The organism is Kordia sp. (assembly GCF_022447245.1).
Taxonomy (GTDB): Bacteria; Bacteroidota; Bacteroidia; order Flavobacteriales; family Flavobacteriaceae; genus Kordia.
The window spans coordinates 22,437-42,012 of sequence record NZ_JAKVBC010000033.1 but is presented as its reverse complement, the minus strand read 5'-3'; the positions used below and the strand labels follow the sequence as shown (position 1 = coordinate 42,012).

The 19,576-nt window shown below is 33.5% G+C and carries 21 protein-coding genes and 1 pseudogene; 9 read left to right on the top strand and 13 right to left on the bottom strand.

Annotation, left to right across the window (positions count from 1 at the left end; translation table 11 throughout):
* The first annotated feature begins 8 nt into the window (after positions 1 to 8).
* The 4 genes from MK119_RS18965 to MK119_RS18950 all read left to right on the top strand — a co-directional run bounded on the left by MK119_RS18965 (position 9) and on the right by MK119_RS18950 (position 3,934).
* The gene (locus MK119_RS18965) at positions 9 to 719 is read left to right on the top strand and encodes a hypothetical protein (protein WP_290682150.1); all 711 of its coding nucleotides are present in this window, start codon (positions 9 to 11) and stop codon (positions 717 to 719) included.
* Between the two features lie 2 nt (positions 720 to 721).
* Entirely contained in the window at positions 722 to 2,527 is a 1,806-nt protein-coding gene (locus tag MK119_RS18960) for a PASTA domain-containing protein (RefSeq protein WP_290682147.1), read from the top strand.
* A 7-nt stretch (positions 2,528 to 2,534) separates the two neighbouring features.
* Entirely contained in the window at positions 2,535 to 3,221 is a 687-nt protein-coding gene (locus tag MK119_RS18955; protein ID WP_290682144.1) for a hypothetical protein, read from the top strand.
* A 233-nt stretch (positions 3,222 to 3,454) separates the two neighbouring features.
* Positions 3,455 to 3,934, top strand: coding sequence for a DinB family protein (locus MK119_RS18950; RefSeq protein WP_290682141.1), 480 nt, complete (start codon positions 3,455 to 3,457; stop codon positions 3,932 to 3,934).
* Positions 3,935 to 4,062: 128 nt separating this feature from the next.
* Here MK119_RS18950 and blaOXA read toward each other — a convergent pair whose 3' ends face one another.
* The 11 genes and pseudogenes from blaOXA to MK119_RS18895 form a co-directional block, all read right to left on the bottom strand.
* Positions 4,063 to 4,929, bottom strand: coding sequence for a class D beta-lactamase (gene blaOXA / locus MK119_RS18945; RefSeq protein ID WP_290682138.1), 867 nt, complete (start codon positions 4,927 to 4,929; stop codon positions 4,063 to 4,065).
* Positions 4,926 to 5,549: a hypothetical protein gene (locus tag MK119_RS18940; RefSeq protein WP_290682135.1), complete on the bottom strand. Its 624-nt coding sequence runs from the start codon at positions 5,547 to 5,549 to the stop codon at positions 4,926 to 4,928. Before MK119_RS18940 ends, blaOXA begins: the two co-directional genes overlap by 4 nt.
* A gap of 101 nt (positions 5,550 to 5,650) precedes the next feature.
* Complete coding sequence (locus tag MK119_RS18935) at positions 5,651 to 6,016, bottom strand: hypothetical protein (RefSeq protein WP_290682132.1); 366 nt, start codon at positions 6,014 to 6,016, stop codon at positions 5,651 to 5,653.
* 12 nt (positions 6,017 to 6,028) lie between these two features.
* The gene (locus tag MK119_RS18930; RefSeq protein WP_290682129.1) at positions 6,029 to 7,177 is read right to left on the bottom strand and encodes a lycopene cyclase family protein; all 1,149 of its coding nucleotides are present in this window, start codon (positions 7,175 to 7,177) and stop codon (positions 6,029 to 6,031) included.
* 60 nt (positions 7,178 to 7,237) lie between these two features.
* A pseudogene (gene dnaB / locus MK119_RS18925) lies at positions 7,238 to 8,787 on the bottom strand (replicative DNA helicase).
* 158 nt (positions 8,788 to 8,945) lie between these two features.
* Positions 8,946 to 9,899: an acetyl-CoA carboxylase carboxyltransferase subunit alpha gene (locus MK119_RS18920; RefSeq protein ID WP_290682126.1), complete on the bottom strand. Its 954-nt coding sequence runs from the start codon at positions 9,897 to 9,899 to the stop codon at positions 8,946 to 8,948.
* A 51-nt stretch (positions 9,900 to 9,950) separates the two neighbouring features.
* Positions 9,951 to 10,862, bottom strand: a complete 912-nt coding sequence (locus MK119_RS18915) for a DMT family transporter (protein ID WP_290682123.1) — start codon at positions 10,860 to 10,862, stop codon at positions 9,951 to 9,953.
* On the bottom strand, positions 10,849 to 11,928 hold the full coding sequence (locus tag MK119_RS18910; RefSeq protein ID WP_290682120.1) for an LptF/LptG family permease: 1,080 nt from the start codon (positions 11,926 to 11,928) through the stop codon (positions 10,849 to 10,851). Before MK119_RS18910 ends, MK119_RS18915 begins: the two co-directional genes overlap by 14 nt.
* Before the next feature lie 6 nt (positions 11,929 to 11,934).
* Positions 11,935 to 13,065, bottom strand: coding sequence for a tRNA guanosine(34) transglycosylase Tgt (gene tgt, locus MK119_RS18905; protein ID WP_290682117.1), 1,131 nt, complete (start codon positions 13,063 to 13,065; stop codon positions 11,935 to 11,937).
* A gap of 313 nt (positions 13,066 to 13,378) precedes the next feature.
* Entirely contained in the window at positions 13,379 to 13,579 is a 201-nt protein-coding gene (locus MK119_RS18900) for a type II toxin-antitoxin system RelE/ParE family toxin (RefSeq protein WP_290682114.1), read from the bottom strand.
* Positions 13,579 to 13,797 (bottom strand): hypothetical protein, encoded by a 219-nt coding sequence (locus MK119_RS18895; RefSeq protein WP_290682111.1) that lies wholly within the window; start codon positions 13,795 to 13,797, stop codon positions 13,579 to 13,581. The genes MK119_RS18900 and MK119_RS18895 overlap by 1 nt, the downstream gene beginning before the upstream one ends.
* Before the next feature lie 331 nt (positions 13,798 to 14,128).
* Here MK119_RS18895 and MK119_RS18890 point away from each other — a divergent pair, with 331 nt between their 5' ends.
* The 4 genes from MK119_RS18890 to MK119_RS18875 are packed head-to-tail and all read left to right on the top strand — an operon-like array spanning position 14,129 to position 17,271.
* A complete protein-coding gene (locus MK119_RS18890) occupies positions 14,129 to 14,974 on the top strand; it encodes a transketolase (protein ID WP_290682108.1) in 846 nt (281 codons plus the stop codon).
* A gap of 1 nt (position 14,975) precedes the next feature.
* Entirely contained in the window at positions 14,976 to 15,686 is a 711-nt protein-coding gene (locus MK119_RS18885) for a hypothetical protein (RefSeq protein WP_290682105.1), read from the top strand.
* Positions 15,683 to 16,636, top strand: a complete 954-nt coding sequence (locus MK119_RS18880) for a transketolase C-terminal domain-containing protein (protein WP_290682102.1) — start codon at positions 15,683 to 15,685, stop codon at positions 16,634 to 16,636. The genes MK119_RS18885 and MK119_RS18880 overlap by 4 nt, the downstream gene beginning before the upstream one ends.
* Before the next feature lie 50 nt (positions 16,637 to 16,686).
* On the top strand, positions 16,687 to 17,271 hold the full coding sequence (locus tag MK119_RS18875; RefSeq protein WP_290682099.1) for an outer membrane beta-barrel protein: 585 nt from the start codon (positions 16,687 to 16,689) through the stop codon (positions 17,269 to 17,271).
* A gap of 188 nt (positions 17,272 to 17,459) precedes the next feature.
* Here MK119_RS18875 and MK119_RS18870 read toward each other — a convergent pair whose 3' ends face one another.
* Both MK119_RS18870 and MK119_RS18865 read right to left on the bottom strand, forming a co-directional pair.
* Entirely contained in the window at positions 17,460 to 17,852 is a 393-nt protein-coding gene (locus MK119_RS18870) for a hypothetical protein (protein WP_290682096.1), read from the bottom strand.
* A gap of 180 nt (positions 17,853 to 18,032) precedes the next feature.
* Positions 18,033 to 19,034, bottom strand: a complete 1,002-nt coding sequence (locus MK119_RS18865; protein WP_290682093.1) for a hypothetical protein — start codon at positions 19,032 to 19,034, stop codon at positions 18,033 to 18,035.
* Between the two features lie 80 nt (positions 19,035 to 19,114).
* Between MK119_RS18865 and MK119_RS18860 the strand changes: the two genes are divergently transcribed.
* Positions 19,115 to 19,507, top strand: coding sequence for an RNA-binding S4 domain-containing protein (locus MK119_RS18860; protein WP_290682090.1), 393 nt, complete (start codon positions 19,115 to 19,117; stop codon positions 19,505 to 19,507).
* The last annotated feature ends 69 nt before the right edge of the window (positions 19,508 to 19,576 follow it).

Here is a 19,576-nt window from a genome sequence, read left to right as displayed (position 1 = left end):
ATATACACATGAGCACATCAAATAACGCATTAACCCTAAAACAAATACTACTAGGAATTTCCGATAGTTTGAATGAGGCGCAAAATCATTTGAGGAATGTAAAACCTTATGATGAATTTGGTAGACCAAACACCTTGTATACCTTACCCTATTTGGATTTTAATTTACAAGTAGAAGCCGAATTTGAGAAAGAAACAAGTACAGAACCAACTTCGGCCGTTGCTGGAAGAACAGCTGCACTATCACAAGCACAATCTTTCCAAAAAGGATATGCCAGATCGTTGGCTTTTAAACCTGTGGCAAGTGTTTCTTCAGATACAAAAGAAACGAATAAAGTAACGAGTACTATTTCTGGACGCTTTATCGCAGTTGTACCAAACGAAGGTTTACCACAAATGATCATCAATGCTACACCAAAAGCGACTTCTAATATTCATATTTACGATATCGATGTTGAAGTCTTTAATGCCGCAGGTGAAAAAATATCAGATGCATTGGTGGAGTTTAATTACAATCAACAAAAAACAGAAGCGTTAAATCCGAGTGCAAGCTTGAATCACGGAACTGCTTTCTTAAACACAAGTGAGATTCGTACAGACGCAAATGGAAAAGCCAAAACACAAGTAAAAGTAGATGGTGTTGACTTTGCCAATGGAAACATTTTAATCATAGAAGTGAATGTTGGGAATGTACTCACTAAAATTTCAATTCAAAAATAGTCATGGCAATTAATATACAAAGCATACAGTTTCAGCACATTTTGTATGATGCATCTAACAAAGCTGCAAAAACAATAAAAGTACAAGTACAGTTTTACAATGTAAATACAAAATCGTGGCTAGCGCTAACAGATGCACTTGCTTTAAGAAGCGGAAAATTAGCATATACGCTAACGATTCCTTCTCGAATTTCTACAAAGAATCAAACCGTACGTGTCGTTCGTGAAGTTTTAAAATCTGGAGGAACTCCTTCGTTTAGAATCATTAATGCAAACTCGCAAGCTGGACTTCCTGAAGTTATTGCGACTACATTTAATGTAACGATTACAGGTGATTCTAAAATTACCCTCAATTTTAATAAAAGTTGGTTGTTAGATCCTAAGAAATACATCACAAAGAGTGACCATATTGTAATCGCTTCTGAAGTTCCAATGTTTGAACTAATGAGTTCAATTCGCGTCATAGAAGAAGAGAAAGACAATGCTATTGCACAAATTTCTGGATTAAACTCCACAATTACTTCTTTGTACGATGAACGTGAATCGTTACGAACTCAATTAGCGACTGCACAAAGCAATATTCAAAATAGTTCACAAGAAGTAGCTGATTTAAATGCAAGCTTAGAAGCTATTAGAACAAATCTTACTGATGAAAGAACACTTGTAGAAACTCTAGAAACACAAATTGCTACACAGCGAGAACAACTAGAAACCTTGGAAAGTTCTTCAGGTGATATAAGTGCTATTGCTATAGAAAGAGATACTGCATTAGCAGAAGTTACACAACTAAATGATTCTGTAAGTTCTTTAACAAATGAGCGAACGGCTTTACAAAATCAGTTGAAAAACGCACAAAATGATTTAGGTACAAAAGAACAACAAGTTGCAGATTTAAGCATCGATTTACAAACGGTATCTTCAAATTTAGCCAGCGAAAGAGAATTACGAAAAACACTTGAAACTGATAAAGCTAATTTAGAAACACAGCTTGCCGCACAGCGAACGCAAATTGAAAATATGGAAGCTGTCAATGTAAGCGAAAGTAATTTTGAAGTTTTATATAACGATCTACAAGTAGAGGTTGCAAACATTAATATTGTAAAAACGAATCTGGAGCAACAAGTCTCAGATTTAACCATTGTAAAAGACAATTTGGAACAAGAAAAAGTATCTTTCCTAACAAGTATTTCACAATTACAAGAAACAGTACGACAAGAAAAAGCCTTGGTTATTGCTAAAGAGACAGAAATACAAAACAAACAAACACTGGTAGAAACTTTAGAACGTGATAATCAAAAACTACAACAAGAACTTGAAGAAGCTAGAGACTTTACCGTAACGGATCATCCGAATAAATTATCTGCTAGTAAAGTCTACGGAAGTATCGTAAATGATGTTATTAAGGCTGATGAAGAATTGGTAAATTCTAAATATAAACTCGCCAATATCTCTTTAAATCTGAAAACAACGGTTGAAAAAGGTCCGAACGGAACTGTATTTGGTTTGTTAGATTATGAATCTGCCAAAGAAGTAAACAGTGCCGCAATTAGTGATATTAGTATTGATATTGTTCCAAGCGGAAATACAGCAACTAGCGTTGCGCAAAAAATGCCTAATATTTTAGGATTAACGGAAACTGCCGTTAGAAAAGTGTTACTGAACAATAGCTTAAAACTCGATGCCGTATACCATGCTACAAATGACAATTCCCTCATCGCAGGACAATCATTCAAACAATCGCCAGCACCAGATGCAGCTGTTGAAGAAGGACAAGAAGTAATAGTAATTTTCGCAAAACCAATAAACTAAAAAAATTATGTCAAGCAATTCATATGATTATGTAAAAGATGCCTTTGCTGCACCACTTGGAGATTTTATCGCTTCCATTGGAGAAGGTGTTGGAGAAGCACAAGCAGCGCTAGACGAAGGCTCATTAAGACAAACATTAGAAATATATAACAGTGATCCAGATAAAGCTTCTGAAACCTTAAAAATGCTGCGTGAAGTTGGTTATCAACCTACTTTTTATACGATTCCGAAAACCACAGCAAAAGCCAAAATTTCATTATCTATTTCACAGCAGAGTACTGGAAATTCATTGCAAAGTACACGTTCATTTAGACCAAAAATGTATGCAACTCCTGTAAACGCTTCCAATACGAATAAGTACAATTTAGGATTGAACGCTACGGCAGAAATTCAATTTGATATTGTTCCTGTTCCGCCATCAGAAGCACAAATCATTCGTTTTTTACCAAATATTATTGAAAAAGAAGGTGAAAACAATACGATGGTCAAAAGAAGTTTTGGAGAAATTAAAACCTTATTGACCGAATACGGACTTGGATACGAATTTGGAGAAAATGTAGATGATGAAGCTATCACCGACGAATCAACTTTTGATATACAAGTACCAGCTTTTGACGTAAACAAACCAAGTATGATTCGCGCTGATGATATTATTACTCTTAACGTGAATGCTCCTGATCCTGATGATGCTTAGATTTTTTTTGTTGCTGAAAGCTTAGATACGTCATTACGAGGAAGTATGACGAAGTAATCTGTTTTTAATTCAACTATAGTTTTTGAAACAAAAAGATTGCCACGATTTATTTCAAAAATCTCGCAATGACGTAATTATTAACTTTTTGTTTATTATTGACATCATCTAATCTTTGATTTCAATCAAAATTCATCTAGCTTTAGCTTCCGTAAAATTCTAGTGAACTATTAAAAATGAATCAACAAATTGAACCAATACTAAACGCACTAAGCGAAACTCCAAGACTATTGCAAGAATTAATTTCTGAAATAAATCCAGCTCTTTATAAAAAGCAAATTATTCATGGAAAATGGTCTATTCATGAACATGCCACACATATTGGAGTTGGTGATATGTATGGGTTTCAAAAACGACTCAAGGATTTTAAAGAACAGGAAAAGCCAGTATTTGAACCTTTATCTGGAGATAGTTTTGATAAGAACTTTTTCATAGAGTTAGATTTACATAAAACCATTGAAGATTTTTTTGAAATTCGCCACAAAACCATTGAACTAGCAAAAGCATTTGACGCAAACGATTGGAATAAGTTGGCAATTCATCCAGAATATAAAACCTATACGCCATACATCATGCTCAGACATTTACTAATGCATGACCACAATCATTTGTATAAAATTGAAGACATGGCATTTGGCATTGGACATGTGAAATAACCGAATAAAATTCTATTTTACAGTTAATTGAAAAGTCATTACGAGGAAACATGACGAGGTAATCTGTTTATAGATCAATCAAAAATACTTTAAGAAACTAGCAGATTGCTACGATTTTTTTCAAAAATCTACAGTTTCATTCCAAACAGCTGCTCCAAAGCGTTAAAAGTAATTAACTTTCTATTTCTTTGAAACTTTTTACGATCAAAGTCTTTTGAAATAGGTTCTACATTTGTTGCAAAAAACACCAATTGATCATTACTTTCTATATAACCAACAAACCAACCATTATGATGTTCTCCTTCAATAGACCAACCTGTTTTTCCTCGTAATACATAATTTTCTGTCTCTTTGATAATCATGATTTCCTTCACAATAGTAGAGGTTCGTTTTGATATTGGTAAGATTTCTTGCTGAAAACGTTTTAGGAAATCGATTTGTTGAAATTGGGTAATTTTTGCTTTTCCTATGAGCCAAAAGTTTTCCAAATTTGCAGAATCAACTTTTATAGTTCCATATTGAAACTTTTCTATATAATGATTCATGCGCTTCACTCCTACTTTTCGTGCTACTTCTTGATAACAAGGAACACAAGAGCGTTGAAATGCTTGGTACAATGTCAAATCCGCTTCCCAAGATTTGAACATTCGTTTTTCTCCATTCCATTTGAATATGGTATTTGAATCGATTTCTTTCGTTTCTAAACCTATGATTGAATTTGGAATTTTATAGGTAGATGCTGGCAATTTCCCTGTATTTGCCCAAACAAAATCATTGGAGTAATAGCGCTCTTTTTTGATATCAAATAGCAAAATAGAACCTTTTAGGCTGGCTGAATCTATGATTTTTTGAAAACTTTCTTTTTGAATCAAATTATCTTTTGTTTCGGGTATAGTGGCACTTTCTTCTGGTACTGAAACTTTTTTTGCTTCTTCCTTTTTTCTTTTACAAGAAAAACATAAAATACACAGACAAAGCATACAGATTTTTTTCATAGTTCTTCTTTTAGATTAATAACAATTCCTCCAAATCTGGCTTCTTCTGCTACAAATTCTTTACCATCAATATAACATACGTTCAGTTCGTATTTTTCTTTTTGGTTTGTTCCAGAATAACATCCTTGGCAACCAGAACCTAGTGCTTCTGAATTAAAGAATTCAATACTTCTTCCATTCTTGTCAGTCACTTTTGATGAACATTCATGACAAATTGATTTTGGATATCGTTGACTAAATCCTCTTCTTTCATTTTTACAATTTGCACAGAAAGTTTTTAGCTTTTTACTTTCCTGAAGAACCAATTCGCTTTTGTCCTTATACCGAAATAGTAAATTATCCCACTGTGCAATAATGAAGTTGTCACTTTTGGAAAATTCCATATTTCGTCTCAATTCATTGGTTTCTTTTGCAATCAATGGAGCCAACGTTTCTATATATTTTTCTATATGTTCAATTGTATCTGCTTGATATTCCAGATACCATTTTTTTGATTTTGTAATGTAGCTCCAAAATTCTAGTAGAGAGCGAAATTTTTTAGTAAAAACATGTTGTGTTTTCGCTTCAGCATGTGCATTTGTATTGATTCGATCTGGAAACATCAAAATCGTTTTCTTCATCTTTTTCAAACAATATTTCCCCTTAGCCTCATAAAGTACATAATGCACATATTCTTGCCTTTTAGAATCGTCATTGCTACCAAATATTCTAGAAAACAAACTCATGAAAGAAAGTCGCTTATTTTATTTTTTAATTCAATCTTTCTTCCATCTAAATCTTGCACTAAAGCCACTAATCCCCATGCTGTTTTTGTAGGTTGCGATAGAATTTTCCTAGCAGAATTTTCTAAAGTTTTTATCTTATCTACAAGATTTGAGACGTCAAAACCCAACCTGATGGAAGTGTCTTCTTTTTCTTGCGATTTAGTCAAAGGATAAGTTTCAAAAACAAATCCATTCTCTTCAGCAGCATAATGAAACGGTCCATTTCCGTGTTGATGGTGTGCATATTCAAAATCCAATTGCTCATATTGCGCTTTTGATACTGCTGGATTGGATGTTCGATTTACTAATAGGTTTATCCTCAAAATGATCGTGATTTATTTTGTCAATTGCTTTACGCCAGAAGTCAAGAACGGCATAATTGGCAAACAACTCATCAGTTTAACATCTTGCCAAAAAGAGCTTTCATTTCCTAAAAATGCTAAGATATCTTCGATAGCACGTTTTTTAAACATCGTAGCGAAAATTTCTTTTCCTTCTAATTTATCTGATAGAATTACTTCCAACAGCGTTCGATCGTACCATTGATACATCTTGTCACGAAACGTTAATTTCGGATTTGGATGTTTTCCTTCTTTCAATAGCTGGATCACATTTTCAGTATGCTTTTGCACAAATTGAAACGTATAACCACTACTCGCTTTTGTAAATCCGCCTGCAGTTCCTAAGTTGATAATATTTTTTTGATTCGGAACACTTCTTGAAAATTTCGCTAATGACATAGGAATGATTCCAAATTCTGTATGCAAAATTTTATAATCGTCAACTTTTAAATGGTTTGTGATATAATCTTTTAGTGCTGTTTTATATGCTTCTTTTTCTAAAACTTTTTCCGTGAAGAGTGTGTATTCAACCAAAGCTTCGGTTTCGCTTGTAGGCAATACATACATAAATGTTGCGCCATGGGTTTGATCTAAACGAAAATCCATCAATCGTCCAACAGTCGCATCAAAAACTGGCTCATTGGTTTTGATTACCCAACCTTCAAAATGTTGTAAAAGTGAATTTCCAATGTCCATTTTCGGATAGAAAAGACTGGTAGAGTTAAACACATACTTCGCTATATACGTAGTATTTTCAGTAACAACTTCTGCCAGATCATTTTCAGAAGTAATTTGAGTAATCGTTTCTGAAGCAAACGTCACATTCTCAAATTGTTTGGCAAAATCTAACACATAGTTATAAAAATCAATCCCTTGAATCATTTTATAACGATATGCTGGCATGTCAAATTTTCGTTGAAAATCATCTGATAAAAACGCCAAGGTTTTCCATTGATGTGTTACAATCGATTCAAACAATCCGTTTCCTTTTTCCCAAAAACACCAAGTACGATCATTTTTGTTTTTTTGTTCTTTATCGATAACCAACATACGCTTTTGACTTAATTGCGGATCTTTCAGCATTCTGTAAAGCAAACTTAGTCCTGCACATCCTGATCCTGCAATTATGTAGTCGTATTTCATATATAAAGCATTCTGTTAAAAAAAATTAATTGAACTGGCTTCTACAAAAATACGGATTTCTTAGAAAGGAACTTCGTTATCGTCTGGATTAAAATCATCGTTCATAGAACTTCCAAAAGCTTCATCAGCACTTGGTAAATTGTCTGTTTTGAACGTATCGTCGTTCGCTGCATCGTTCATTTTAGAATGGAATTCGAATGGAGAATCAAAAGTTTCTAAATTATCAAACTTACCTAAGTGTCCTAAGAACTTTAAACGAATGTTTTCCAAACCACCATTCCTGTGTTTTGCAACAATAAATTCGGCTTGTCCTTCCGTTGGCGAACGTTCTTCATCATCCCATTCTTCAATTTTATAGTATTCTGGACGATAGATAAACGATACAATATCGGCATCCTGCTCAATCGCTCCAGATTCACGTAAGTCAGAAAGTAATGGTCTTTTGCTTCCTCCACGTGTTTCTACCGCACGCGATAACTGTGATAAGGCAATTACTGGAACGTATAATTCTTTCGCTAAGGCTTTTAGGTTACGAGAAATCATCGAGATTTCCTGTTCACGGTTGCCTCCTTTTTGACTTCCTCCTGCGGTCATTAACTGCAAGTAATCAATCATAATCATCTTAATTCCGTGCTGTGATGCCAAACGACGCGCTTTTGCACGCAAGTCAAAAATGGAAAGTGATGGCGTATCGTCAATAAACAAAGGTGCTTTTTCGAGTCCTTTTACCTTTACATTTAATTGTTCCCATTCGTGTTTTGCTAACTTTCCCGTACGAAGTTTTTCGGAAGATAAACCAGTTTCCGAGGAAATTAGACGTGTAATTAGCTGTACCGATGCCATCTCCAAAGAGAAGAATGCCACAGGAATATTTTGGTCAACGGCAATGTTTCTTGCCATCGATAAAGTCAAGGCCGTTTTACCCATACCTGGACGCGCTGCAACAATAATTAAATCACTCGGTTGCCATCCAGACGTTAATTTATCTAGTTTGGTAAATCCAGTAGGAATACCACTTAAACCTTCTTTGTTAGAGATTTCTTCAATTTTTTCTTGGCTTGAATTACCAAACTTTGCGCCGTTTCCGACGACTTTTTAATGTTTCCCTGCGTTACTTCATATAAACGTGATTCTGCTTTATCTAGTAATGAGAAAACGTCTGTAGTTTCATCGTAGGCATCTTCTATAATTTCATTTGAGATTTTAATCAAACTACGTTGAATAAACTTCTGCAGAATGATACGTGCGTGAAATTCAATATGCGCTGAAGAAGATACTTTTTGCGTTAGTGAAATCAAATAAAAATCACCACCAACGACTTCTAAGTTTCCGTTTTTACGAAGTTGTGAAGAAACCGTGAGTAAGTCAATCGGCTCCGAATTTTCAAACAATTGAAAAATGGCTTCATACACGTATTTATTGGCTTCTTTATAAAAAGCTTCAGGACTTAGAATGTCAATTACTTCATCCACACCTTTTTTGTCAATCATCATTGCACCAAGTACAACTTCTTCCAAATCGACAGCTTGTGGAGGCAGTTTTCCTTTCTCAAGATTAATTAGATTGCCTTTGTCTGTTTTATATGTTTGTTTAGGGTTTACATTTTCCATGATTGCGAAAGTAACTAATACTTTTACTTTGTGGTTTTATTTTTGAACTAGAATCTCAACAAAAATATTGTTAATAAGTTCTTTTTTTTGTTAATAAGCGGAAAAAAAATCCGAAGCCTTCACTTCGGATTTTTCGTCTTCCCTATGAGTATACAGGTTTATTTTTTAAATTCTCCCATTTCTGAATACTTCTCCATGCGAGAACCTACCAAATCTTCTTGTGATAAGTTTTTTAATTTGTCATAATGTGCAACTATGGCATCACGTACTGCGATGAATGTTCCTTCACGATCAGTATGTGCACCACCAAGAGGTTCGTTGATGATTTCATCAATCACTTTAATTTTCATTGCATCGGTTGCTGTTAACTTTAAAGCATCTGCTGCTTTTTCTTTGTGTTCCCAGCTTCTCCATAAGATAGAAGAACAGTTTTCTGGAGAAATTACCGAATACCAAGAGTTTTCAAGCATTAATACGCTGTCTCCTACTCCAATTCCTAACGCTCCACCAGAAGCACCTTCACCAATAATTACCGTGATGATTGGCACTTTTAACCGTGTCATTTCTAAAATATTTCTAGCAATTGCTTCTCCTTGTCCACGCTCTTCCGCTTCTAAACCTGGATATGCTCCTGGAGTGTCAATTAATGTGACTACTGGAATTCCAAATTTCTCAGCAGATTTCATTAAACGCAATGCTTTTCTATATCCTTCTGGATTCGCCATTCCGAAATTACGGTACTGACGTGTTTTAGTATTGTATCCTTTTTGTTGACCAATAAACATGTATGATTGATCGCCAATTTTACCCAATCCACCAATCATTGCTTTGTCGTCTTTTACATTACGATCTCCGTGTAATTCTAGGAAAGAGTCTCCACACAATGCGTTGATATAGTCTAAGGTGTACGGTCTGTTTGGATGACGTGATAGTTGTACACGTTGCCAAGCCGATAGATTTTTGTAAATATCTTTTTTGGTTTCTTCTAATTTTTTCTCGATCTGTTGACATGTTTCTGTAACATCGATGTCACTTTCGTCGCCAATTGCCTTGCATTTTGTCAATTGATCTTTTAATTCCTTAATAGGTAGCTCAAACTCTAAATATTCCATGCTTTTGAGTATACGATTAGTTATTTAAGTTTACAAATATAAAACTTTAATTTAGGAAATATCAATGCCATCTCCTGATTTTCTTTTTCTGCGATTTTTTAGGATTCCATTTGCTAAAACTGTTGCTACTACGAGCAAGCTTCCATAGTAGAATCCTGGTGTCATTTTTTCATCTTCAGGGAACAATAATAACGCCAATATAATTCCATAAATGATTTCTAAATTATAGGTTAAGACTACCGTATATGGACTTATATAGCGCATGATATATGTAGAAGCGATAAATGCATACGCTGTACAAACAGAAGCTAAAATGAAGATGTATATCCAGTCATTTGTTTCTAAAAAAAAGAAGTTTTCTTTTGAAAATCCATCTGAAGCAAACGCCAAATAGATCGAAATAAATGCCACGCCACAGATAAATTCGTAAAACGAAATGGTGGAAGCATCTTGACTTTCAACAAATTTACCATTCAATACCGAAAATAAAGCAGACAAAAATGCTGAAGAGACTCCCAAAAGGATCCCGTTTATATATTTAAATTCTGTATTTAGAATAATTGATACACCAACAATCACAATAATTCCGAAAACAATCTCGTACCACACAATTTTTCGTTTGTAGACAATGGGTTCTATAAACGATGCAAAAAACGCACCTGTAGAAAACATCACTAATGTTATGGATACATTAGAGACATCTATTGCACCAAAAAAAGTAATCCAATGCAATGCTACCACAATACCAGCTATCGCAAATTTGAAAAATGTTTTTAATGAAATTTTTAGTTTGATTTTTGAGAATTTGATAAACGCAAACATCAATACTCCAGCAATTAGCATACGAAACCAAACCAATGGAATTGCTTTGATGGTAATCAATTTTCCTAAAATTGCTGTAAAGCCAGCAATAAAGACTAATAGATGTAGATGTAAATAATTTTTGAGTTTATCGCCTAGCATTGTACAACAAATATAAGGCTAATACGCCAAAGACAATATTTGGAACCCAAACAGCTAACATTGGAGAGAATCCTGATTTCTCTGCCATGGTTCCAAATATCTTATCAAAGAAAATATATATGAAGGCTATGGAAATTCCGAAAGCAAGGTTGACTCCCATTCCTCCTCTACGTTTCATAGAAGATACCGCAACTGCAATAATGGTTAGAATAAATGCCGTAATTGGCAAACTCCAACGTTTGTATTTTACTAATAAATGTTTGTTGACATTTGGCGATCCAGACTGCTTCTCTTTTTTAATGAACTCGTCTAATTCTTGATAATTTAAAGTTTCTGCCATATACGTTACTGGTGTTAAATCTTCCACGTCAAACGGAAAAATAGTATCTACTTTTCGTTCACTTATTAAACTATCATTCATAGCGCCAACAATACGTTTTTTGTAACCCCGTAAAGTATATGTACTGTCTTCTTCATTGTATTTTATGGTACGTGCTTGCAATTTATATTGCAGCACATTGTCTTCAAAATGTTCTAAGGTAAAGTTATCTCCTCGTTTACTTTTAAAGTTGAAGTTTTTTAGATAAATGAAATCGTTATTTGTGATTTGCTTATATATTTCGGAGTTGTTACGTACTTGTTTTCGTCCTCTTTTGATATATTCAAATCGGAACTCATTAAAACCTTTACTAGCATTGGGAACAATGTACATTCCCATCACAAAAGCAACAATAGCAACGATCGAAGCCGCCACTAAGAACGGGCGTAAGAAACGTAAATACGAAACTCCAGAACTTAAAATTGCAATGATTTCTGTATCATTTGCCATTTTGGAAGTAAACCAAATTACCGAAAGGAATAAAAATATAGGAAATAAGAGATTGGCAAAATATAGAACAAAGTTTACATAATACATGATAATTTCATCTGTTGGAGCTTTGGTAGCCAACATTTTATCAATATTTTCCGAAATATCAACCATGATTCCAATAGGAACAAATAGCAATAACATTACAGAGAATGTTAATAGATATTTTTTAATGATGTACCAATCTAATATTTTCATAAAATACTATAAACGTTTATCCATTTGTTTCACCATCTTGTTCTTCCACTCGTTAAAATCTCCTGCTAATATATGTTTTCTAGCTTCTCTAACCAACCAAAGGTAAAATCCTAAATTGTGTATGGTGGCAATTTGTTTACCAAGCAACTCATTTACAGTAAACAAGTGACGTACGTATGCTTTTGAATATTCTAAATCTACATAAGTAATCCCCATTTCATCAATAGGAGAAAAATCATCTGCCCACTTTTTATTTTTTATGTTAATGGTTCCGTGTGCCGTGAATAACATTCCGTTTCTGGCATTACGTGTTGGCATCACACAGTCGAACATATCTACACCTAAAGCGATATTTTCAAGAATGTTAATTGGTGTTCCAACACCCATTAAGTAACGTGGTTTGTCTTCTGGAAGGATTTCACAAACCACATCGGTCATTGCATACATTTCTTCTGCTGGTTCACCTACCGATAATCCACCAATGGCATTTCCTTCTGCTTCACGCGATGCAATAAATTCGGCAGATTGTTTACGTAAATCTTTATAAGTACTTCCTTGAACTATTGGGAAAAACGCTTGACTGTAATCGTATTTGTACGGTGTTTTTTCTAAATGTGCCAAACAACGATCTAACCAACGATGTGTCATGTGCATTGAACGTTTCGCATAACGATAATCGCAAGGATACGGCGTACATTCATCAAAAGCCATAATGATGTCGGCTCCGATTGTGCGTTGAATTTCCATGACATTTTCTGGCGTAAAGAAATGGTAAGAACCATCAATATGCGATTTGAATTTTACACCTTCTTCTTTAATTTTTCTGTTGGCCGATAAGGAATAGACTTGATATCCACCAGAATCTGTTAAAATGTTACGATCCCAATTGATGAATTTATGCAATCCACCAGCTTTTTCCAAAATTTCTGTTTGCGGACGCAAATATAAATGATAGGTATTTCCTAAAATTATATCAGGATTAATATCTTCTTTCAACTCACGTTGGTGTACACCTTTTACCGTTCCAATGGTTCCCACAGGCATAAAAATAGGCGTCTCTATCGTTCCATGATCAGTTGTCAATACTCCTGCCCTTGCTTTGCTTTGTGGATCTTTTCCTTTTAAATCAAATTTCATTATCGTATCACTATTGCCTACTTATTATTTGTTTATTACCGCGAAATATTTCTGGTGAAAGCCCAAAAAAAGTATTAAAATCGCGCGATATAGCGGCTTCATCAGTTGGCAAATATAGGTAAGATTTACTGATGATTTGATTAATGAAAACTTAAAATTCAGAATTCTTTTAGTTTTAATTTATTTTCAAGAATAGTTCGCGTGAATTTTATTCAATATCTCTTTTCAATTTATTAGGATTTTGTCTAGAACCAAATACCGTAACAACCTCAATCTCTTAAAGTTCAATTAAAATTCTGTAATAAAAAGTAGTTTATTTGTTTACAACAGATTTGTATAAACATTTGAATTGTTTTGATTGAGGACAACTTTCTGGTTGCTGTAAAATTTGATGTGTTTTTTCTGTGATTTTTTTAAGGAATTGATTTCTAGCTTTCAAATTCCAATTTTCTAACAAGTATTTGGATAAACTAAGAAGTTTATTTTCTGCTAACTCAGATAAAAATACTTTCATTAGGAAATTTTCTTCATAAACTCGTCATAAGGAATTCTTTTACCTTGATCTAGTTGATTGATTCCTTCTTTGATTTCATTTTGTTCGGAAAGACTTAATTCATTGCAAAAATCAGTAGTTTCTTTGTTCACAAAATCAGCTACTTTTTGAATGAAATTAACATTCTCAATAGCTAGTATTGTTTTTACTAATTCAATTTTTTTTGATTGAATATCCATGTCTTCTTAATTCTAAAATTAAAGGCATAAAATTTTAATGATATTGAATTTAAGATTAAGGCTCAAAAGGCTTGAAACTACTGACTTTTTTATACAGATTTTCTCTTTCTTTATATTTTAGTTGTACTTACTATTTAAAATATATTTTACACACTTCATAAAACAGCATTTATCCAAAACTTTATCAATTCATTTTCAAATATTTACGAAGTCTTATTCACTTTTTAGCTTATTCACACAAATTCGTTAATAAAAGCCTGCAAAGTTCTTTTGTTAACGCTATTTTATGACTTACTTTTGGTGCTTTACAAAAACTACTAACAAATACACAATGTCTGATAACAAATCGTTAGAAAATTTAGTTACTCAAGTACGTAGAGATATCTTGAGAATGGTACACAAAGTAAATTCTGGTCACCCAGGAGGATCATTAGGTTGTGCTGAATTTTTAGTTACTTTATACAATGACATCATGAAACTGAATGATGGTTTTTCAATGGATGGTAAGGAAGAAGATGTTTTCTTTTTATCGAATGGTCATATTTCTCCTGTTATTTATAGCGTTTTGGCGCGAAGAGGTTATTTCCCTGTGGATGAATTGAATACATTTCGTTTGTTAGATTCTCGTTTGCAAGGACATCCAACAACACATGAAGGCTTGCCAGGAATTCGTATTGCATCTGGTTCATTAGGACAAGGAATGTCGGTTGCTATTGGAACTGCATTGACTAAAAAGTTAAACGGAGACCAACACATTGTTTATTCTTTACATGGTGATGGAGAATTGCAAGAAGGTCAAATTTGGGAAGCTGCTATGTATGCTTCTGGAAACAATGTTGACAATTATATTGCAACAGTTGATTATAACAAGAAACAAATTGATGGTGCAACAGACGATGTATTGCCTTTAGGTTCACTTTCGGCTAAGTTTGAAGCGTTTGGTTGGGAAGTATTAGAGATTGAAGAAGGAAACAATATTCAAGCGATTAAAGATGGAATGGCTGCAGCGAAAGCGAAGACTGGAAAAGGAAAACCTGTAGTTGTATTATTGCATACAGAAATGGGGAATGGTGTTGATTTTATGATGAATACACATGCATGGCATGGAAAAGCTCCCAATGATGAGCAATTAGAAAGTGCTTTGGCACAAAACCCAGAAACTTTAGGAGACTACTAAAATGAAACAGTTTTTATTTATAGTTGCTTTTTTTGCCACTTCATTTGTAATAGCACAACAAGATACACTTAGCGCTACTTTTGATTATGAAGTGAGTTACGAGATTAAAGATCGAACAAAAGGAACAGATACTATTAAGGTAGCCTTTGACAAATCTGGACGTTATTTATGGACTAATTATTCGAAAATAGCTGATGGGTATTCTTTTATGTTTTTAAAACCTAAAAATGAAAACTTACCAAATTTTTTGTCAAGTATCATTTATGATACTCAGTCTACTAAATTTTATATAAGCATATATAACAAAGAGTTATCATTTTTTATGAAAGTAGATTTGTTATCGATGGTTCCTAAATCTCCACAAGAAATCAATGAACCTATAAATTTAATAGCTGACAAGTCTTCTGAAACTATTCCAGTTTTAAATAAGGAAAGAACTATTTATAAAATATATCCTAGCAGCGAGCCTGAGGAAAAAAATAAATTGGATGTAGTTTTTGACGTATCATATCCTGTAAACAATAATATTGTTTTTGGAGGGCTTTTTAATACGATGTTTATTAGTGATAATGAACTTTCTGTAAAAATGGATTTGCCTCAAGGAATCATATTATATGTTGCAGAAAAAAATAAACCTTTGTTAAAAGCAATCAGCATCAAGAAGATTTCAAGAACAATTACAATCAACAACACACTAGAAATAAAAGAATGAAAAAATATACAAACACCGGAAATAAAGATACACGTTCAGGATTTGGAGACGGATTGACTGAACTTGGAAAAACGAATCCAAATGTAGTGGCACTTTGTGCTGATTTGACAGGTTCGTTAAAGATGAATGCTTTTAAAGACAATCATCCAGAACGTTTTTTCCAGATTGGAATTGCAGAAGCAAATATGATTGGAATTGCTGCAGGAATGACCATTGGAGGAAAAATTCCATTTACAGGAACGTTTGCAAACTTCTCAACAGGTCGTGTATACGATCAAATTCGTCAATCGGTAGCTTATTCAGATAAAAATGTAAAAATCTGTGCTTCTCACGCTGGAATTACGTTAGGAGAAGATGGTGCAACTCACCAAATTTTAGAAGATATAGGATTGATGAAGATGTTGCCAGGAATGACCGTAATTAATACCTGTGATTACAACCAAACAAAAGCTGCTACTTTAGCTATTGCAGAACATCACGGACCTGTATATTTACGTTTTGGACGTCCGAAAGTAGCTAATTTTACTCCTGAAGATCAAACTTTTGAAATTGGAAAAGCTGTACAATTAACAGAAGGAACAGATGTAACCATTGTTGCTACAGGACATTTGGTGTGGGAAGCAGTACAAGCTGCTGAAACCTTAGAAGCTGCTGGAATTTCAGCAGAAGTAATTAATATTCACACCATTAAACCATTAGATGAAGAAGCTATTTTAGCCTCTGTTGCTAAAACAGGTTGTGTAGTTACTGCTGAGGAACACAATTTCTTAGGTGGATTGGGAGAAAGTGTTTCACGTACACTAGCGTTGCATAGACCAACTCCGCAAGAATTTGTTGCAACAAATGACACATTTGGAGAATCTGGTACGCCAGCACAATTGATGGAAAAGTATGGTTTAAATGCCGCTTCTATTGTAAAAGCGGTAAATAAAGTTATGATTCGAAAATAATAGATTCGAAAATAATTCGTTTCTTTATGATAACATTAAATTTTAATATTATGAAAAACAACCTATTATGTTTCGTATTTCTGCTTGCTTCAGTGAGTTCCTTTGCACAATTTGGAGTAAAAGCAGGATTAAATTTTAACTCCAATGGTGAGTTACGTGAAATTGTTACAGCAGGAGAAAATATTTTAGAAGATAGTGGAGATGCAAAAATTGGATATCATTTAGGAGCGTATTATGAAATTAATTTTATCAAATTATACCTTCGTCCAGAAGTTGTTTATACAAAAACAAAAAGTGAATACAATTCAAATGCGTATGATATGTCTAAAATTGATGTACCTGTTCTTTTAGGAATTGATGTGATTGGACCATTGAGTGTTTTTGCGGGTCCAGCTTTTCAATATATATTGGACAATGATTATGAAAATTTTACGATTTCTGATGTTCGTAATGACATTACGGTAGGTTTCAATTTTGGAGCTGCTGTAAAAATTGGAAATATAGGATTTGATGTACGCTATGAAAGAGGTTTCTCAGAAAACGAAGCCACTATTTTAGATTCAAACAATATAGCAATTGGAACTTTAGATTCTAGACCAAGTCAATTAATTTTTAGTCTTTCTTTGCGATTATAGTTTTTAAATTAAATAATAACATAAAGAAAAGCACTTCGGTTAAGAAGTGCTTTTTGTTTTCAAGTTATTCTCAAAAGTAAATTGAATCGGTTTTATATGCTATAATCTTCTATAAAAAAAGCCGCCAAATTATCCCAATTGGGAATTTTATAAGAATATCCATCCTATGGATGTGTATCTTTAGAGCCTTAATCACAGTTTAAAAGAATTACATGTTTATCACCTTCAGGTGCAATACTTATATGCAATCTTAAGACATTTTCCGTGTTTTCCATTTCTTTAAATTCTTCATCATATAAGTCTAACCAATACTTTATATCACTTAGCACCAATCCTGAACCATGAAAATAATCCCAGCTGTTGTGTAAATATCCTCTTATGCAACATAAGAAATCAATATATTGATCTGGAATGGACAAATTTTCTTTTAAATATTCTTTACTAAAAAATGAAGAAAATAAATCTCTGATGTCTTCTTGAAATTTCCCCAAATTAAAATCTTCAAATGTATATGAATATTGGTAAAATCCTTTTGAAGTTAACTTTTCAATAAAAGCGTTGTTTAATTTATATTCATGCATGCAATACTTTTCAAATGCTATTGATGCATGCCTTTGTAGAAAACTTAGTGACTAAATTAGAAAAAAGAAAATAAACTAAATTACATCTATTCAAATCACATATATCTTCTAAAAAAATGTTAGCACAAAAAAAGCACCTCGATTAAGAAGTGCTTTCATTGATATTTTTTTTGAAATCCTCTAGTTATTATCTAAATAATCTGGAGTACCATCTCCGTCAGTATCTGTCAAAACAACTGTTTCAATTGTTGTCACACCAGCTGCATCTGTATCTCTTGTTTTTACAAATTCATTCGATGCATACGTCGGCTCTGGATCACCTGGATTCAATGTATATGTATTTTGTACTACTTCATTCACTGTCAGCGTTCCATCTCCATCATCATCTGTATCTCTAAAGTTTGGAACTCCATTTCCATCTGTATCATCATTCGTTACATCGTTATCTCCATCTAAATCTTCCATAGAGGATAATAAACCGTCTGATTCAATATCTGCATAAGTAGCATCAAATATATTGAAGGAGAAAATTAATGGAGAATACGCATCAATTCCATCTTGAGCCACACTAAAATACCCTAATCCTGAAGGGAAAAATATAGCACCAATTCCTCCATTTCTAGCTTCTAAGAAACCATTGCTTCCCTCTACGATATTTTCTGCGGTATTGAACTCAGGTAATCCTAATTGAAAACCTCGAACGGTACTTACGGCTGCGCCAACTAATAATATATTTTGTTGTGTTACTCTAAAATCGAATGTTTCTAAATCTAAGGTTTGACCTCTGTAAGTTAAATTCACCTCATCAAAACTAGAAAAAGACTTTCCTCCTCCTTGACGTAAATTTAATACATAATACTTATATTCTACATCAAAATAGGTAGTGGTACGTGTTTCAACTTGGTTAATTAATGGTGTTTTATCAGCATTTTCACCTTCAATTTTACCAAATGTCATTGTAAAAGTATCATTCGCTGTACTTTCTGGATTCGTAAAATCAAAATCTTCATAATTGTAGAAATGTGTACTTAAAAACTCTACAAGCGCAGCATCATCTTCTATCTGCTGTTCACCTCTATCTCTTAGTTCTAAAAAAGAAACTGGATCATCATCACTTTTACACGAAAAAACAACCACAGTCGCAATTATCGTTAGAATTGTAAATTTTACAAACTTCATCATTGTTTTTTAAATTTTGGGTTGCAAGATACAATTTTATCCTACTTTTGTATATTCTTTAACGCAGTTTTTAGACTTTTTGTATGAGGATAGATAAATACTTATGGTGCGTGCGCTATTTTAAGACTCGGAACATGGCTACAACGGCTTGTAAAAAGGGTCATATTAAAATTAATGGTGCTACTGTAAAACCATCTCGAGAAGTATATCCTACGGATAAAATTGAAGTTCGTAAGGATCAAATTACACGACATTTGACCGTACTCGATATTCCAACGAGCAGATTGGGTGCTAAACTCGTTGATATTTATCGTGTGGATACGACTCCTAAAGAAAATTTTGAGCATTTAGAATTATTAAAACACGCTAAAGATCATTATCGCAAGCAAGGAACTGGTAGACCTACCAAAAAAGATCGTCGTGAAATTGACGAATATCTAGATGATGGTTTTGATCGTGATGAAACTTATTCTTAATTTTACTCGATAATAGCATATTTGAAAGCTTCGCAGATGTTCTCCGAAGTAGTTTACTTAAATTTTGAA

What these genes read in the sequence shown, in the direction of transcription:
- MK119_RS18965 (WP_290682150.1), top strand. Translation starts at nt 9, where the DNA reads ATGAGCACATCAAATAACGCATTAACCCTAAAACAAATACTACTAGGA.
- MK119_RS18960 (WP_290682147.1), top strand. Translation starts at nt 722, where the DNA reads ATGGCAATTAATATACAAAGCATACAGTTTCAGCACATTTTGTATGAT.
- MK119_RS18955 (WP_290682144.1), top strand. Translation starts at nt 2,535, where the DNA reads ATGTCAAGCAATTCATATGATTATGTAAAAGATGCCTTTGCTGCACCA.
- MK119_RS18950 (WP_290682141.1), top strand. Translation starts at nt 3,455, where the DNA reads ATGAATCAACAAATTGAACCAATACTAAACGCACTAAGCGAAACTCCA.
- blaOXA (WP_290682138.1), bottom strand. Translation starts at nt 4,929, where the DNA reads ATGAAAAAAATCTGTATGCTTTGTCTGTGTATTTTATGTTTTTCTTGT.
- MK119_RS18940 (WP_290682135.1), bottom strand. Translation starts at nt 5,549, where the DNA reads ATGAAGAAAACGATTTTGATGTTTCCAGATCGAATCAATACAAATGCA.
- MK119_RS18930 (WP_290682129.1), bottom strand. Translation starts at nt 7,177, where the DNA reads ATGAAATACGACTACATAATTGCAGGATCAGGATGTGCAGGACTAAGT.
- MK119_RS18920 (WP_290682126.1), bottom strand. Translation starts at nt 9,899, where the DNA reads ATGGAATATTTAGAGTTTGAGCTACCTATTAAGGAATTAAAAGATCAA.
- MK119_RS18915 (WP_290682123.1), bottom strand. Translation starts at nt 10,862, where the DNA reads ATGCTAGGCGATAAACTCAAAAATTATTTACATCTACATCTATTAGTC.
- MK119_RS18910 (WP_290682120.1), bottom strand. Translation starts at nt 11,928, where the DNA reads ATGAAAATATTAGATTGGTACATCATTAAAAAATATCTATTAACATTC.
- tgt (WP_290682117.1), bottom strand. Translation starts at nt 13,065, where the DNA reads ATGAAATTTGATTTAAAAGGAAAAGATCCACAAAGCAAAGCAAGGGCA.
- MK119_RS18900 (WP_290682114.1), bottom strand. Translation starts at nt 13,579, where the DNA reads ATGAAAGTATTTTTATCTGAGTTAGCAGAAAATAAACTTCTTAGTTTA.
- MK119_RS18895 (WP_290682111.1), bottom strand. Translation starts at nt 13,797, where the DNA reads ATGGATATTCAATCAAAAAAAATTGAATTAGTAAAAACAATACTAGCT.
- MK119_RS18890 (WP_290682108.1), top strand. Translation starts at nt 14,129, where the DNA reads ATGTCTGATAACAAATCGTTAGAAAATTTAGTTACTCAAGTACGTAGA.
- MK119_RS18885 (WP_290682105.1), top strand. Translation starts at nt 14,976, where the DNA reads ATGAAACAGTTTTTATTTATAGTTGCTTTTTTTGCCACTTCATTTGTA.
- MK119_RS18880 (WP_290682102.1), top strand. Translation starts at nt 15,683, where the DNA reads ATGAAAAAATATACAAACACCGGAAATAAAGATACACGTTCAGGATTT.
- MK119_RS18875 (WP_290682099.1), top strand. Translation starts at nt 16,687, where the DNA reads ATGAAAAACAACCTATTATGTTTCGTATTTCTGCTTGCTTCAGTGAGT.
- MK119_RS18870 (WP_290682096.1), bottom strand. Translation starts at nt 17,852, where the DNA reads ATGCATGAATATAAATTAAACAACGCTTTTATTGAAAAGTTAACTTCA.
- MK119_RS18865 (WP_290682093.1), bottom strand. Translation starts at nt 19,034, where the DNA reads ATGATGAAGTTTGTAAAATTTACAATTCTAACGATAATTGCGACTGTG.
- MK119_RS18860 (WP_290682090.1), top strand. Translation starts at nt 19,115, where the DNA reads ATGAGGATAGATAAATACTTATGGTGCGTGCGCTATTTTAAGACTCGG.